13 protein-coding genes are annotated in these 15,942 nt (G+C 68.0%); 5 read left to right on the top strand and 8 right to left on the bottom strand.

From position 1 onward, the window contains the following. Positions 1–76: 76 nt before the first annotated feature. From AC13GI_RS21045 to AC13GI_RS21035, 3 genes are all read right to left on the bottom strand, one after another. On the bottom strand, positions 77–457 hold the full coding sequence (locus AC13GI_RS21045) for a VOC family protein (protein ID WP_482997260.1): 381 nt from the start codon (positions 455–457) through the stop codon (positions 77–79). A gap of 67 nt (positions 458–524) precedes the next feature. Further along, on the bottom strand, positions 525–845 hold the full coding sequence (locus tag AC13GI_RS21040) for a DMT family transporter (RefSeq protein ID WP_482997259.1): 321 nt from the start codon (positions 843–845) through the stop codon (positions 525–527). After that, entirely contained in the window at positions 845–1,198 is a 354-nt protein-coding gene (locus tag AC13GI_RS21035; RefSeq protein WP_312703856.1) for an SMR family transporter, read from the bottom strand. The genes AC13GI_RS21040 and AC13GI_RS21035 overlap by 1 nt, the downstream gene beginning before the upstream one ends. Positions 1,199–1,359: 161 nt before the next feature. On the opposite strand from AC13GI_RS21035, the gene AC13GI_RS21030 reads away from it, so the two are divergent. Further along, positions 1,360–2,211: a LysR family transcriptional regulator gene (locus AC13GI_RS21030; RefSeq protein WP_482997258.1), complete on the top strand. Its 852-nt coding sequence runs from the start codon at positions 1,360–1,362 to the stop codon at positions 2,209–2,211. Positions 2,212–2,385: 174 nt separating this feature from the next. Here AC13GI_RS21030 and AC13GI_RS21025 read toward each other — a convergent pair whose 3' ends face one another. After that, complete coding sequence (locus AC13GI_RS21025) at positions 2,386–3,306, bottom strand: M14 family metallopeptidase (RefSeq protein WP_482997257.1); 921 nt, start codon at positions 3,304–3,306, stop codon at positions 2,386–2,388. A gap of 131 nt (positions 3,307–3,437) precedes the next feature. Between AC13GI_RS21025 and AC13GI_RS21020 the strand changes: the two genes are divergently transcribed. The 3 genes from AC13GI_RS21020 (at position 3,438) to AC13GI_RS21010 (ending at position 8,261) form a co-directional block, all read left to right on the top strand. Continuing rightward, positions 3,438–5,519, top strand: coding sequence for a TonB-dependent receptor family protein (locus tag AC13GI_RS21020; RefSeq protein WP_482997256.1), 2,082 nt, complete (start codon positions 3,438–3,440; stop codon positions 5,517–5,519). A gap of 63 nt (positions 5,520–5,582) precedes the next feature. After that, positions 5,583–7,349: a chloride channel protein gene (locus AC13GI_RS21015; protein ID WP_482997255.1), complete on the top strand. Its 1,767-nt coding sequence runs from the start codon at positions 5,583–5,585 to the stop codon at positions 7,347–7,349. Between the two features lie 195 nt (positions 7,350–7,544). After that, positions 7,545–8,261, top strand: a complete 717-nt coding sequence (locus AC13GI_RS21010) for an MgtC/SapB family protein (RefSeq protein ID WP_099818727.1) — start codon at positions 7,545–7,547, stop codon at positions 8,259–8,261. Between the two features lie 43 nt (positions 8,262–8,304). Here AC13GI_RS21010 and AC13GI_RS21005 read toward each other — a convergent pair whose 3' ends face one another. Continuing rightward, positions 8,305–8,709: a MerR family transcriptional regulator gene (locus AC13GI_RS21005; protein ID WP_099818728.1), complete on the bottom strand. Its 405-nt coding sequence runs from the start codon at positions 8,707–8,709 to the stop codon at positions 8,305–8,307. A gap of 64 nt (positions 8,710–8,773) precedes the next feature. Between AC13GI_RS21005 and AC13GI_RS21000 the strand changes: the two genes are divergently transcribed. After that, positions 8,774–9,601, top strand: coding sequence for a class I SAM-dependent methyltransferase (locus AC13GI_RS21000; protein ID WP_099818729.1), 828 nt, complete (start codon positions 8,774–8,776; stop codon positions 9,599–9,601). A gap of 84 nt (positions 9,602–9,685) precedes the next feature. Here AC13GI_RS21000 and AC13GI_RS20995 read toward each other — a convergent pair whose 3' ends face one another. The 3 genes from AC13GI_RS20995 to AC13GI_RS20985 form a co-directional block, all read right to left on the bottom strand. Next, on the bottom strand, positions 9,686–9,976 hold the full coding sequence (locus tag AC13GI_RS20995; RefSeq protein WP_170929478.1) for a DUF6959 family protein: 291 nt from the start codon (positions 9,974–9,976) through the stop codon (positions 9,686–9,688). A 121-nt stretch (positions 9,977–10,097) separates the two neighbouring features. Further along, positions 10,098–10,934 (bottom strand): OmpA family protein, encoded by an 837-nt coding sequence (locus AC13GI_RS20990; protein WP_099818730.1) that lies wholly within the window; start codon positions 10,932–10,934, stop codon positions 10,098–10,100. Between the two features lie 62 nt (positions 10,935–10,996). Then, on the bottom strand, positions 10,997–15,568 hold the full coding sequence (locus tag AC13GI_RS20985) for a YadA-like family protein (RefSeq protein ID WP_482997254.1): 4,572 nt from the start codon (positions 15,566–15,568) through the stop codon (positions 10,997–10,999). Positions 15,569–15,942 lie beyond the last annotated feature (374 nt).

Here is a 15,942-nt window from a genome sequence, read left to right as displayed (position 1 = left end):
CTGCAGCCCTGCACGCGCGTCCGGCGGCGATGTCACCCTGGTCCGATTACGACACGCCGCGTCCAGCGCCGACGATTCAACCCATCACATGCACGGCGCACAGCTTGTTGCCGTCCGGATCACGCAGGTAGGCCAGGTACAACTGGCGCCCTGCCTTCTGCCGCACGCCAGCCGGGTCTTCCACCGCAGTACCGCCATGGGCGACACCCGCTTCCTGCCAAGCATGCACCGCCTGTGGGTCGGCCAACGCAAAGCCGATGGTGCCACCGTTGGCGTGGCACGCCGCCTGGCCATCGATGGGCGGGATGACCATGAACATCCGGCCGTCCTTGACGTAGACCAGCTTGCCCTCGTCATCGAACACGCCTGTGCGGGCGCCGACGGCGGTGAACAACGCATCGTAGAAGCGACGGGAGATCTCCATGTCGTTGGTTCCGACGGTGACGTGACTGAACATGCGGGCACTCCGTTGCGGGAAAGCCCGAGTGTCGGCCACCTCACTGATCGCCGCAATCAAGCCGGGCTCAAGACGTACTGAGCAGCAGCACCGCCGCAGTGACCAGGCCGATGCCGATCCACCCAATCGGGCGCAGGCGGTTGCCGAACAGCAGGCGGCCACAGGTGGCGGTGCCGATCACGCCGATCGCGCCCCACAACGCATAGGCGGTGGCCAGGTCCATGTAGCGCACGGCCTGGCCCAGCAGGGCGAAGGCGATCCAGACCAGCACGATGGCGCCGACACCCCAGCGCCAGCGACGGAAGCCATCGGACTTGGCCACCATCATGTTGGCGGCCACATCGATCAGCGCCGAACAGATCACGAAAAACAGGGCCATCATGTTCATCAGTGCGCCTCCCCGAGGGTGACACAGACGATGCCGACCACCGCCAGCACCAGACCGGCCAGCTGCTGCAGCGACAGGCTCTCACCGAACACGCTGATGCCGACCACGGTCAGCAGGGTCAGGCCGAGGCCTTCCCACACGGCATAGGCCACGCCGACGGCGATGCGGCGTACCGACAACGCCAGGAAGTAATAGGACAGGGCCAGCGCGGCGGCCATCACCAGGTAGCCGGTCCAGCCGCCATCGCGGGCGGCATGGGCCATGAAGGACGTGCCGACCACTTCGGCGACGATCGCCACGGTCAGGCAGGCCCAGGCGACGACGGCGCCACGGGCGGGAACAGTACGGGACATGTGAAGCTCCTTGCGGGACGGGGACCGCGCCCCGTCATCAATAGATCCACGCCGTGCGTGGATGATCCGGAACGCCCCCGCAGACAGGGGCGACGACGGCCAGTATCATCGTCTTTTACGGTGGTATCAAAATGGATTCCATCGACAGGAGCGATGGATCAATGCCCTATTCCCCTGAATCCCTGCAGGCCTTCGTCGAGGCCGCCGCGCTGGGCTCGTTCTCGGCGGCCGCGCGCCGGCTGCGCAAGACCCAGTCCACGGTCAGTACCGCCATCGCCCATCTGGAGGCGGACCTGGGCATGGTGCTGTTCGATCGTAGCGGCCGCTACCCGCAGCTAACCGACGCCGGCTGGCAGGTGCTGGGTCACGCGCAGGAAATCCTTGCCGCCGACGCGCGCCTGCAACAGCTGAGCGTGCGTCTGGCCGCACCCGTGGAGCCACGCCTGACCGTGGTGTTCTCCGATGTCTACCAGCTCGATCCGGCGCAACGTGTGCTGCAGCGGTTTGCCGAGGCATTTCCCGAGATCGAACTGGAATGGCTGGATGCCGAAGGGCGGGACGTACTGGAACTGGTGGATGCTGGGCGCGCCGGACTGGGACTGCTGCCGCGCCAGGCGCAGTACCCCGATGCGCTGGTGGCCCAGCCCCTGGCCCACCACAGCGAACTGGCGGTGTACGTGGCCAGCGACCATCCGCTGGCGCAGGCCGGCGTGCGCGCGGCGGCGCAACTGGCCCGGCACCGGCAGGTGCGGCTGAGCGCGCTGGTCGACCACGCGCCGCCGATCAGCGGGCCGGCGTGGACCGCGTCGGACTACCTGATGGTGATGGAGATGGCCGAGGACGGTATCGGCTGGGCCGAGCTGCCGCGTGCGCTGGTGCAGCGCTACGACCGCGGCCGCCTGCTGGAACTGCGCGTGCCGGGCTGGCCGCGCCGCATCCACAGCGACCTGGTGTGGCGCCGCGATACGCCGCCGGGGCCGGCGGCGTTGTGGTGGGCCGAGGCATTGGGGTGATGCATCAACGGCGCCCCATCCACGCATGGCGTGGATCTACTGCACGCTGAATTACCGCATCCACGCATGGCGTGGATCTACTGCGCACTGAACTACCCCATCCACGCATGGCGTGGATCTACTGCACGCTGAAGTAGATCCACGCCATGCGTGGATGCACAGGAGGTCAGCAGATCACGGGTTGGCTAGCGCGTAATCCAGCGCCGAGCACACCGCCGCCACCTGAGCGTCGTTGCACTGCTGCGGCGTCGCCCGCGGGCTGTCCGGGTAGACCTCGGTGGTGGTGGTGTACTTCGCCCCGGTGATGCCGGCGCACAGGCCCAGCGGCACCAGCGCGTACTCGATGACGCCATGCGCGACCACCGGCGAACCGATGATCTCGCCCTTGTCGTCGGCCGGTGCGATATGGGTGACCTTCTCCACTTCGGCGACCACGGCCTGCTGGAACGCCGGCTGCGGATTCTCGCTGTCGTCCACCAGATAGAAGCCATCGGGAATCAGGCCCGGCTCGAATGGCTTGCCATCACGCGCGGCGAGTGCGGGGCGGAACTCGCTCTCGTCGCTGTCGGTAGTCTCGTGCAGGTCGATGTGCAGCACGAACTGGCCCTTCAACGGTGCGATCAGTTCGATCAGCGCCGTCGATTCGCGGGCCGGGCCGTCAGCGCGGAAGTTGCGGTTCGGGTCGATCGCATCGAAGTTCCAGCGGTTGATGCGCTCGAAGCCCCACGGATTCACGCACGGCGCGACCAGCAGGTTGGCCTTGCCGGCGTAGCTGGCGGCGTGCTTTTCGAGGAATTCCAGCGCGCCCAGCACGCCACTGGTCTCGTAGCCGTGCACACCGCCGGTCACCAGCGCGGCCGGCAGTGCCGGATTCCAGTCGCGGCTGCGCAGGGCGAACAGGGTATAGGTCTCGCCTGCGTAGTCGAGCTGGCCGTAGGCCACCTTGTCGAAGCGCCCGGCCAGTGCATCGATGCGCGGCAGCACTTCCTCGTCGTAACGGCGCAGGCGCTGCTGGCGCGCACGCCACTGCTCCCGTTCCGCCACGCCCCACGGCTGGCCAGGGGTTCCGACGGGGTAGAAAGCAGCAGTGGACATGGCAGATCTCAGCGGGTCAGGAGGCAATTGATCACTTTACCATCGGGTCAAAGCGCTGAACCGTGTGCCGATTCCAATGGCGAATGGAATCAGCAATAATTCTCATTTACGCCCTTCCACTGCCCGCAACGATGCCCATCCCTGCCCTGCAACCGGCCCGCCTGCCCCTGGCCGCCGCCCTCGCCCTGTGCCTGATCCCGGCTGCCAGCGCCTTCGCGCAGGAGAGCGCCACCACGCTCGACAGCATCCAGGTATCGGGCAGCTGGCTGGGCACCGGCCTGCACGACAGCGTCAAGAGCTTCGCCGGCGCACGTACCGTGGTTGATCGCCAGCGCATCGAGGCCAGCGGCGCCGCCAGCCTGGGCGATGCCATGCGCCGCATTCCCGGCGTGCAGGTCACCGACAACTCCGGCACCGCCGGCAGCTCGGTGTCGCTCAACATCGGCGTGCGTGGCCTGACCGGCCGCTACTCGCCGCGCTCGACCGTCCTGCTGGACGGCGTGCCGCTGGCGGTTGCGCCGTACGGGCAGCCGCAGCTGTCGTTCGCCCCGGCCAGCCTGGCCAACATCGAGTCGATCGACGTGGTGCGTGGCGGCGGCGCGGTGCGCTACGGGCCGCAGAATGTCGGCGGCATCATCAACTTCAGCACCCGTGCGATTCCGACCGCGGCCGGCCTGCACGGCGAGGCCGGCGTGCGCTACAGCGCGTACGACCACGGCGGCGGCGACAGCACCCAGTACAACGCGTTCCTCGGCGGCACCGCCGACAACGGCGTGGGCATGGCCCTGTTGTATTCCGGGCAGGACGGCCGCGGCTGGCGCCAGGGCAGCGATGACCGTTTCGACGACCTGGCACTGAAGTTCGCCTATGCCATCGATGCACAGCAGGAACTGCGCGCCAAACTCTCGTACTACAACGTGCGTTCGCTGACCCCGGGCGGCCTGACCCGCACCCAGTACGAGACCGATCCGTTCCAGAACACCCGGCCGACCGACTTCTGGAAGGGCCATCGCACCGGCATCGACCTGGGCTACACCAACACGCTGTCGGAGAACAGCGAGTTCGAGGTGCTTGCGTATTACAACGAAAGCAACCGCGCCAGCTCGCTGATCAACGCCGCCAACACGCAGATCACCGTGCAGCCGCGCGACTACCGCGTGCTCGGCATCGAACCGCGCTACACCCAGCGCCTGCACTGGGGCAGCAGCGTGCACGACATCACCGCCGGCTACCGCTTCCTGCGCGAGCGCGGCAACGACCGCAGCTACACCGTGACCCGCCGTACCGGTGCCGCCGGCGCCACCACCCGCTTCGACAACGCTACCGATGCGCACTCGTTCTACGTTGATGACCGCATCGCCATCGGCCAGTGGCGGATCACGCCCGGCGTGCGTATGGAGTGGATCGACATGGACCGCCAGCAGGCCGGTGGCGGCGCGACCTTCAGCAGCCGCAACGACAAGGCCCTGCCCTCGCTCAACGTGGCCTACCTGCTGACCCCGCAGCTGACCGTGTTCGGCAACTACACCACCTCGTTCGGCCCGGTGCAGAACATCCAGCTCAACTCGCAGAGCGCGACCAATCCGCTGAACCCGGAAATCGCCAGGACCACCGAGCTGGGTGCGCGCTGGCAGGATGGCGCGCTGCGCGCGGAAGTGACCGTGTTCAAGATGCGCTTCGACAACCAGATCCTGCAGGTGCCGGGCATCACCCCGCCGACCTTCCAGAACATCGGCGCCACCGACCACAAGGGCGTGGAGAGCGCGATTGAATATCGCTTCGCCGAAAGCAGCGCGCTGGCCGGGCTGGAGCTGTACGCGAACTACACCTGGACCAAGGCCATCCAGCAGTCCGGCGACAATCGTGGCCTGGATGTGCCGTTCTATTCGCGCGATACCGACAGCATCGGCGCGCGCTATGCGCTGGCCGGCTGGACCTTCAATGTGTCCAGCACCCACCAGAGCGGCCAGTTCTCCGATGCCGCCAACACCTGGGACGAAACCGCCGATGCGCGCGTGGGCCGCGTGCCGGGCGTACGCCTATGGAACGCGCAGGCCGCCTGGCAGCTGCCTTGGCTGGCCGACAGCGAGATTGCGGTGGGCGTGAACAACCTGGCCGACAAGCGCTGGTACACCCGCAACGTGGATGGCAACGCCGGCCGCATGGTGGCCGCACCGCGCACGTTCTACGTGCAGGGCCGCTACCGCTTCTGAGTGCGGTAACCGCCTGATGCGGTGACGGTAGCGCTCACGGTGGCGGCGTATCATGCCGCCACCATGTCCTCCACCGCTTCGCCATCGCGCCTGCATCTGGCCTTCCAGGGCCTGCGCCTGCGCCTGCGTGGCAGCGACCTGTGGTTCATCGCCCTGGCCCTGCTGGTCGGGCTGATCGCCGGTGGCCTGACCCTGTTGCAGGCGGGGCTGGCACGCACCCTGCAGACGGCGCTGTATGGGCTGGACGAGGGCATGCGCCTGAGCTCACTGCCCACGTTGACCTGGACCGCGCTGCTGGTACTGCCGCTGGGCGGCCTGGTGGTGGGCGTGGTCAGCCTTGCTGCAACGCGCCTCAAGCGCCCCCTGCTGGATGCCGTGGAAGCCAACGCGCTGCACGGCGGCCGCATGTCGATGCGCGACAACCTGATCGTGTTGACCCAGACCCTGGTCTCCAACGGCTGCGGCGCGTCGGTCGGACTGGAAGCATCGTACACGCAGATGGGTGCCGGCAGCGGCTCGCAGCTGGGACGGGTGATGCGCCTGCGCCGCAACGACGTGCGCATCCTGGTCGGGGCCGGTGCGGCCGGTGCGATCGCCGCGGCCTTCGGCGCTCCGCTGGCCGGGGCATTCTACGCCTTCGAGATCGTCATCGGCGCCTATACGCCGGCGGCACTGGCGCCGGTGGCGGTGGCCGCGCTGGCCGGCGCCTTCGTTGCCGACCAGGCCGGCGTGGAGGCCTATCTGCTGCCGGCGGCATCCACCATCGACGTGCGCGCTGCCGACTATGCGATCTACGGCCTGCTCGGCTGCTGCTGTGCCATGGTCGGCATCGTGGTGATGCGCCTGATCGCCTCCATCGAGGGCACGGTCAAGCGCAGCCCGTTGCCGCTGTGGGGGCGCCCTGTGGTGGGCGGTCTGCTGCTGATTCCGCTGGCACTGGCCAGCCCGCAGGTGCTGTCGTCCGGCCACGGCGCGCTGCATCTGGACCTGACCACCCATCTGCCGCTGATCTGGATCGGCGGACTACTGACCCTCAAATGCCTGGCCTCGGGCATCTCGCTGGGTTTCGGCTTCCGTGGTGGCCTGTTCTTCGCCTCGCTGTTCATGGGCACCCTGGTCGGCACGCTGTTTGCCGGGCTGCTGGCGATGGCCACTGGCGTACCGGTGGTCGACGCCACCTCGGCGGCACTGGCGGGCATGGCCGCACTGGCCGCGGCGGTGGTTGGCGCGCCGATGACCATGGCCATGCTGGTGCTGGAAGGCACGCACGATTTCCTGCTGACCAGCGTGGTGATGAGCGCCGTGCTGGTGTCCAGCACCCTGGTGCGCCAGTGGTTCGGCTATTCCTTCTCGACCTGGCGCATGCATCTGCGCGGGGAAACCATCAAGAGCGCGCGTGACATCGGCTGGGTGCACAACCTCAATGCCGGGCGGATGATGCGCAAAGGCGTAGCCACTGCCCCGGCCGACCTCGATGCCGCTGCCTTCCGCCAGCGCTTCCCGCTGGGCTCGGGCAGCCGGGTGATCCTGATCGACAGTGAAGGCCACTACGCCGGCATCGTGCAGATCCCGCGCCTGTTCGGCGACGGCGTGAAACCCGAGGACGTGGTGGGTACGTTCGCCGAGAACCGCGACGTAGCGCTTGCCGCCAGCGCGGACGTGGTCAGCGTGATGCAGCGGTTCGACCAGACCCAGGCCGACGAGCTGGCGGTGGTGGCCGACGATGGCCAGGTACTGGGCGTGGTGTCTGAAGCATTCGTGCGCAAGCGCTATGCGGAGGAGCTGGACAAGCGCCAGCGCGAAATGATGGGCGAGCGCGTCGACGAGTAGATCCACGCCATGCGTGGATGATGTTCCCGCCCCCCCCCCCACCCATCCACGCATGGCGTGGATCTACTGCACGGCCTGGCTCCCAATGCGCTTCGACTGGTAGATCCACGCCATGCGTGGATGATGTCCCAGGCGCACCAACCCATCCACGCATGGCGTGGATCTACTGTCACCTGCGGGAGGTAGACTGCGGCCATGCGCTTCATTGAAACCTTCCAGTCCGGCCCCTTCGCCGACACCGTGGTCAGCCTGCTGGCGGCGTTCGTGCTCGGCACCCTGATCGGCGCCGAACGCCAATACCGGCAGCGCACCGCCGGCCTGCGTACCAACGTGCTGGTAGCCGTCGGCGCCGCGGCCTTCGTGGATCTGGGCATGCGTATCGCCGGCAGCGCCGAGGCCGTGCGGGTGATCTCGTACGTGGTCTCGGGCGTCGGCTTCCTCGGCGCCGGCGTGATCATGAAGGAAGGCATGAACGTGCGCGGCCTGAACACCGCCGCGACGCTGTGGTGCTCGGCGGCCGTGGGCAGCTGCACCGGCGCGGACATGCTGGCCGAAGGCGTGCTGCTGACCGTCCTGATCATTGCCGGCAATACCCTGCTGCGGCCACTGGTGAACGCGATCAACCGCATCCCGATCAACGAAGCCGCCAGTGAGGCAACCTACGAAGTGCGCCTGAGCGTGGATGCCGACGCGGTGCCGCGCGTGCGCGAGCGCCTGGTCGATGCACTGGAAGCAGCGCAGTATCCCGTCGGCGACGTGCAGCTGGTCGAGCACGCCGATGCGCCCACCGATGTGATCGCCGTCCTGGTCAGCACTGCTGTCAGCGCCGACGAGCTGGACGTGGTGCTGGCGCGGATGGAGCAGGTTCCGGGCGTGCTGCACGCCACCTGGGAAGTCAGCACCCGCGATTGAGCGTGGGCCAGCAGTTCATCCACGTGTGGCGTGGATCTACTGCTCATGCACGGGCCACGCGCTGCTGCGCACTCAGCAGCCTGCGGAACGATGCGCAGCGCCGCGCATCCTCGGCGTGTGGGCAGGCCGCAGCGCGCCGCAACCGATCCTGCACCCGCTGCAATCCGCGGATCTGCTGCTGCAACGCATCGGCCTGGGCCAGCAATGCCGTGCGGTCCAGTGCAAGCCCGGCCCCCTGTGGCATCGCCGCACCAATCTGCTGCAGCGACAGGCCCGCAGATTGCCCAAGGCCGATCAGTGCCAGCCGTTCCAGCACCTGTTGGTCGTATTGCCGGCGCAGACCACGACGCCCCAGCACCTGCACCAGGCCCAGCTGCTCGTAGTAGCGCAGGGTCGAGGCCGGTACGCCACTGCGGCGCACCACCTCACCGATATCCAGTTCCCGCATCGTGCTTGACCTCAAGTGGGCTTCAAGCGCCACCATGGTCGCACTCCCCGCGCAAGGCAAGCCCATGGCTGATTCACTCCCGCTCGATCAGAACACGCTCTGGAACGGCCCTGCTGGCGAGAACTGGGTCGCGCAGCAGGCCCTGCTGGACGGTCTGTTCCAACCGATGGCCGATGCCCTGCGCGACGAACTGCCGGCTGCCGTCACGGAACTGCTGGACATCGGCTGCGGCACCGGCGCCAGCACGCTGACCGCCGCCGCAGCGCGTCCTGAGGCCCACTGCACCGGCATCGACATCTCCGCACCCATGCTCGCCCTCGCCCGCCAGCGTGCCGCCGCGATCGGGCGCGACATCGACTTCATCGTTGCCGACGCGCAGCGCCATGCCTTCGCAACAGCGCGCTACGACTGGGTCCAGTCGCGGTTCGGGGTGATGTTCTTCGAAGACACGCTGGCCGCCTTCGCCAACCTGCACCGTGCCGCCCAAGCGGGCGCGGGCCTGCGCTGCATCGCCTGGCGCAGCGCGCAGGAAAATCCGTTCATGACCACCGCCGAACGCGCTCTTGCGGATCAGTTGGTGCTGCCGGCACGAGCAGCCGGTGCGCCAGGACAGTTCGCCTTCGCCGATGGCGAGCGGGTGCGTCGGCTGCTGCAGAGCGCCGGATGGCAGGACGTGGATGTATCGCCGCTGGACCTGACATGTTTCCTCACCCGTGACGCGCTGGCCAGCTACGTTGGCCAGCTCGGACCTGTGGGCCTGGCCTTGCGTGCACTGCCCGCCGAGCGCGCCGATGCGCTGCTGCAACAGGCACTGGCCGCATTCGCTCCGTTCATCGACGGTGATCGCGTGCGCGTGGAGACCGCCTGCTGGATGATCCGCGCCCGCGCCTAGCAACAGAAAAGGGCACGGAGGGGATCAAGTCGTTCATGCCCCGGCTGTGCGGGAAACGACTTGATCCCCTCCGTCCCCTCTTCTCTACAGCGCCTCGCCTGCATCGGCCAGCCGCGATTCGATCAGCGCGTACCACTGCTCGAGCATGTCGACCAGCATGTCCAGCTCGGCGTCGGCCCGCTGCGCGCGGCCACTGCGCAGGCAGGCCTGCGCCTCCTGCAGCTGGGTGAGGAAGCCGGCAACGGTGTCGGCCTGCAGGATCAGGCCCGGCAGCCGGCGCCCGGGAATGCGCACGACCGCATGGTTGCCGAGCTGGCCGTACACGCTGAGAGTGGCTTCCGTCTTCATGGACAAGGGCAGGAATTGGGCATTCATCAGGTGCACCAGGGAAGAAACCTGCCCACCGGCAGGCGTGGAAAACGGGGGAGACGTTTCCACGTCCTGCCGGCAGAACAGGGGGGACTCGGGATGCCGGGGCACGCCCCGGCACGGGGATTCAGTGCGGCCGGGCCACGCCAGCGATCTGCACCCGCCGGTTGGGCGCCAGGCAGGCGATCAGTTCGCGCCGGTTGCGCTGGTCGCACTGCACCAGCGGTTCTGCCGCGCCGCGACCTTCGGCACTGATGCTCGCCGCGGGTACGCCGCCCTGTACCAGCGCCATGCGCACCGCCTCGGCACGTCGCTGCGACAGTGTCTGGTTGTAGGCAGCGCTGCCGATGCGGTCGGTGTAGCCGACCACCTGGATCGACTGCACCTGGCTGGCCTCACGCACCTGCGCCAACACGCCCTGCACGGCCTGCTGACCAGTGGCACTGAGCACCGCACTGTCAAAACCGAACAGGGCATCGGCGGCCAGTCGCAGCGGCTGCTCCGGCAACGGCGCCGGCGGTGGCGGTGCAGGCGGACGCGGCGGGTCCAGCACGGCAGCGCACGATTCAGGCTTCCAGTAGCCGCCCTGGGCGATGCCCTTGTTGTCAAAGCGCACCTGGAACTGGCAGGTGAAGTATTCGGCGCCCTGTGCGGTGCGGAAGTTGAACAGGTAGTTCCACTCGCGCACGCCCCACATGCCTTCATTGAAATGCGGGGTGCCCAGCAACGTATAGAGCTGGCGCTTGCTCATGCCCGGCGCGAACCGGCGCAGGTCGGCGATATCGGGATAGATGCCTTCCTTCAGCGAGGCCTTGCTGGCCTCCGGGAAGGTGACGGCAGTGCTGCCGGCGGGACCGTCGGCGGCCGGTGCGTGGCTGCGGCACGCAACCAGCAGCCCTGCAGCCAGGATCAGCCCCAGCGTGGCGATGACGCGGCCACTGCGAGCGATGCGATGCGATTTCATGTCATTCCCCCTGTAGACGTTGGCCGCGGCGCCGGGCCGCAAGTACGACCCGGCGCGGGCAATCACCACTGGATGCCGGCACCGACGGCCACACCGGCCTCGCCACGGCTGTTGGTGGAGCCACTGAACTTGTAGATCCAGCGGCCGCCCTCGGAAACACCGGAGATGCCCAGGGCCACGCCGGATTCGCCGTTGTAGCTGCCGGCGGCGATCGAGGCCATGTTGCGTCCGGCTTCGCTGGGCTGCGGCAGCGACGCGGTTGCCATCGCCGAGGCGATACCGGCCGAGGCACGGTTGTCGGTCTTGCGCAGGTCGCGTTCGAAGCCGCCCATGCGCTCATCGGTGTAGGCCTTGGACCAGTCCAGCGTCTGCGCCATGCCCGACTTCAGCTGGTCGACATTGACCGCGTCGGTACCGGCGGTGCCGGCGGCGACGTTGCGCACCGTGGTCGGGCCGCTGCTGGTGCTGCCCAGGGTCACGCTGTTGTAGTTGGTGGTGCCGTTGGTGGTGGTGTCATAGCGGATCGTGCCCTGCTGCGAAGCCTGCAGCTGACGCACGTTGACCGCGTCCGTTGCCTGCGAACCATCGGCCACGTTGACCACCTGGCGTTCGGCACCGGCTGCCCCCACCGACACGGTATTGGCGCGGTTGGCGACCGAGCCTGCACCCAGCGCCACCGAGTTGTCGGCCTGTGCCTGCGAACCGTTGCCCAGTGCGGTCGAGTTCGCCCCGGCAGCGGTGGAGCCGGCACCGCCTGCGGCGGAGTTGGCACCGCTGGCAGACGGATCGGCCAGGTTGTTGCTGTTGTTGGCCCGGAAGCTGCCGGCGACGTTGGTGATGTTCTGGATCTTCTGGTCGGTGTAGGACTTGGACTGGTCGATGGCGTAGTTGACGCCGTTCTTCAGCTGGCCGACGTTGGTCGCATCGTGGTCGTCGGAGCCATCGGCCACGTGGGTGACCTTGCGCTCGCTGCCGCTGCTGCCCACCGCCACTTCACCGGACGAGTTGCTGGCCCCGGCTTGGCCGTAGGCACCGGTATAGCCAGTCTGCGCGCCGACGCTGGCCACCGAGCCGGCACCCAGCGCAACACTGTTGCCTGCGCTGGCATTGGCGCCGTTGCCGACTGCCACGCTGCCCGCGCCCGCTGCGCTGGCCTGCGGGCCGACCGCCAGTGCTTCGGCACCGGTGGCCGTAGCCGCGGCGGCAGTGGAGTTGACCGCCAGGTACGGGCTGCCGCCACCGTTGCTGATGCGCTGGTTGAGCACCCGCAGCGAGCCGTCCACGGCGGAGAACGCCGCGGTGACGTTGCTGTAGTCGTTGCCGGTGATGGTGCCATCGGTGGCGATGGTGGAGATGTTGAAGGTCGGCGCGGTCCACAGGCCGGTGCTGCCGTTGTACACGGTGCTGCCACCGAAGTAGCTGGCCACCGTCTGGTGCGTGCTGAACAGCTGATCACCGGTGATGGCATCGCTGCTGCCCGCCAGAATGCTGCCGGCGGCAACGTTGGTGACTTTCACCGGTGCACCGCCGGTACCACTGAGGGTCACGGTATCGACCACGTTGCCACTCCCATCCACGTCGTACTTCACGGCGCGCTTGTCGAGGTCATCGGTCTGGTCTGCAACGTTGGCCAGCGAATTGCTGACCGCATCGAAGGCGGTGCCGACGTCGTTGTAACTGCCCTGGCTGACGGTGCCATTGGCGGCGACGTTGTTGAGCGTATAGGTCGGTGCAGTGACCACGCCATTGGCATCCACCGCAGCGCCGCCGCCGAGATGGGTGGCCACGGTCTGGTTGGCCGCGAACAGCTGCGCACCGTTGATCGCTTCGCTGCTGGCCGCGCTGATCTGGCCCGGGCCAAGGTTGCGCAGCGTGGTGGCCGTGCCGGACTGGCCCAGCGTAGCGCTGCCGTAGTTGACGCTGCCGTCGCCGTTGAGGTCGTAGCGCAGCGCGCCCTCTTCCGAGGCCTGCAACTGCCCCAGGTTGACCGCATCGGTGCTGGCGGTACCGGCGGCGACGTTGGTGACCTGGCGTTCGGCGCCTGCGGCACCGATCGACACGCTGTTGGCACGGTCGGCCAGGCTGCCGGCACCGACCGCGATGCTGTTGGCGGCGGTCGCGTTGGCACCGGCACCGACGGCGATCGATTCGGTACCGCTGGCCACGGCGTCGGCACCGGTCGAATTCACGCGCAGGTACCGGGTGCCGGTGTTGCGGATGTCGTTGATCTGCGTGTTGAGGTTGACCAGCGAGCCATCCACCGCATCGAAGGCGTCGGTGACGTTGTCATACAGCCCCGAGGCGACGGCGCCACCGGTGGAGATGCTGCTGATCTCGAACAGCGGTGCGGTGAAAGTGCTGGTGAGCGGATCGAACGCTGCACGTCCACCGAAGAACTTCGCCATGGTGTCGTTGCTGGCGAACAGCTGCGCACCATTGACCGCCTCGCTGCTGGTGGCGTTGACCGCACCGGCGGCCAGATTGCCGATGGTGGTGGTGCCGGTGCCATTGCCGAGGGTGACACGGCGGTAGTCGGGGTCGCCTGCACCATCCAGGTCATAGGTGACCGCCGCGGCACCGACCGCATCGATCTGGCTGATCGCGCCCTTCAGCTGGGCCACGTTGACCGCGTCGGTGTTGGCGCTGCCGGCCGCGAGGTTGGTGATCTGCCGCTCGCCACCACCGGCGGTGCCTACCGACACCTCGCCAGCGGACACCTGTGCGGTGGTCAGGCCGTAGGCGCTGTAGCTGGCCTGGGCACCACGCAGTGCGGCGGAGCGGTAGCCCAGCGCCACCGAATTGGCCTGGTTGGAGGTGCTCTCCGCACCGAGCAGGGTCTGCCCGTTGGCGGTGCCGCTGGCACTGTCGCCGACCACCACCGAGTGGCCCATGCGTGCCGCGTAGTCGGCAGTGGGGACGCCGGTCGGATCGCTCGGATCATTGGCACCCGCACCCGGGAAGGCGACGTTGGCATCAACCTTCGGCAGCTCATGGCGGGCATTGGCACCGATCACCACTTCCTTGGAGCCGTTGGCATAGGCGCCATCGCCCATCAGCACCTGGTAGTCCTGCGCGGCGTTGACCGCCCAGCAGGAGATATCGGCCAGTGCAATGTCCAGGCACTTGGCCGCCCAGGCCGGCGAATCCTTGGGCAGCAGCAGGCCCAGCAAGCCACCGGGATTGCCGTTGTTGATGTTGTAGATGTAGCTGTCGGAGGTGACGCCACCGATCAGGGTCAGGTGCGAGCTGCCGCCGGTGACCGCGCCACCCAGGCCATTGAGCGTGGTACCGACCGGCGTGGCATTGACCACCGGCAGGCCGAGCACGTTGACCGTGGAATAGGTCTGCATGACGTTGGCGGTGCTGAGCTTGAGGTTGCCGTTGGACAGGTAGCCGGTGCCACCGAACAGGCTGGCGGTGGTCGGGCCGAGCAGTTCGGTGACACCGCCCACCAGGCCACCGGTGCCGATCACCAGGCCCGCGTTCGGGTCGGCAGCGGCCGGCGCCTTCGGGCTGGTCGGCGGAATGGCCGACGGCGAGGTCAGGCCGAGGCTGCCCAGGGTATTGCCGACCAGGCCGCCGACGGCGCCGGTCAGGTTGCCGACAGTGCCGTTGAGATCGCCGTTGAGCAGGCTGCCGACAGCGCTGCCAACGCCGTTCAGCGCAGTGCCGACGCCGTTGAGCAGGCCGCCCAGGCCAAGCGCGCTGTTCTGTGCGGCGACGGTTGCGGTGCCGGCCAGCTTGAGGTTGCGATCAGCGACGAGTTCTTCGCCGTCCTTGCCCTGTACGCGTACCTTGCCCGCCACGCCGGTATCAAACGCGGCGGTGATCGCGCGGTCATCGGTGTCGCCCGGCAGCTCTTCCTTGGCCGGCAGTGTGACTGATGCGGTGGCGCCGGCCTGGCCTTGTCCTTCGATGGGGTTGCCGGCCACGCCCAGCCGCGAATCGACCTTGCCGTCGACGGCCGCCTTCAGCCCGGACGGCGTTGCAGTCACGGCGGTGGCAACCTGGGTGCCGGCATCGACGCTGGCAACCGGCGTACCGGCGATGCCGACATTGGCTTTTGCGGCGGCGTTGGCAGACAGACCCAGCGGCGCCTGAGCGGCCGGTGCGACGTTCGCGGCGACTGCGGTATCGACACGGGCGGCGGCGACGTTGCCGATGCCGATGTTGGCGTGCACGTCGGCGCCGAGCGCCGGTGCGGGCACCTGGCGCGGCGTCGCGCCGGCGGCCAGCTTGACCTGCACGGTGGCCGGCAGGACGTCGCGCACCACCGGCAGCGAAGTCGTGCTCAGCTGCAGGCCAACGCGTGCGTTCGCACTGATCGCCGGGTTTGCCTGGGCCTGTCGTGCGGCCGCTGCCAGCGCAACCTCGGCATCGACCTTCACCGGCATCGGCTGGGTGTACTTGGCCGCCAGCGCCTGCAGGTCGCGTAGCGATTGGCTGGACTCTGTTGCCGCCGCAGGCCCGCTGGCCAGCACGCACAGCAGCGCCAGGGCCAGGGTGCTGGGCACCAGGAGGCTGGCGCGACGGTCGCGCGGTGCGGCACCACCGCTATCGCCGGTGGCCAGTTCCGAGGCCACAACCAGAGCATTGAGCTGGCGGTTCCATACACGCCGGTAGATGCGGTTCATGAGCATTTCCCCCGTAGGCGGACTACTTGAATGTCAGTGGACTTGCCGTTAGGCAGGTGACTGACATTTCGCGCCTTTCAGCGAGGGCTGAGCACTTCATTCCGGCAGGGCAATCGCGCATTCCGGCAAATCCACGGCCGGATTCGGCAGCCAGATATGCAAATCCGGCAGGGAGGGCTGGCCGGGCTGCGCCCGGCACCCGCAGAGGCCACGTCAAAGACAACAGCAACGGCAAAATCTGGGTTCCTGAGGGATGGCGGGGTGGGTCCGGTTGCGGGGGACGCTGCAAGTACGTCCATGTAAGCTCGGTCGCGCCATCCATGGCGCTCACGCCCCCGCAACCGGACCCACCCCGCCTTCGACAGTTTCCCGCG

This window comes from Stenotrophomonas sp. 82F1 (assembly GCF_056861525.1).
Note: the sequence above shows the minus strand (reverse complement) of the source record. Positions and strands in the feature narration are given on the sequence as shown.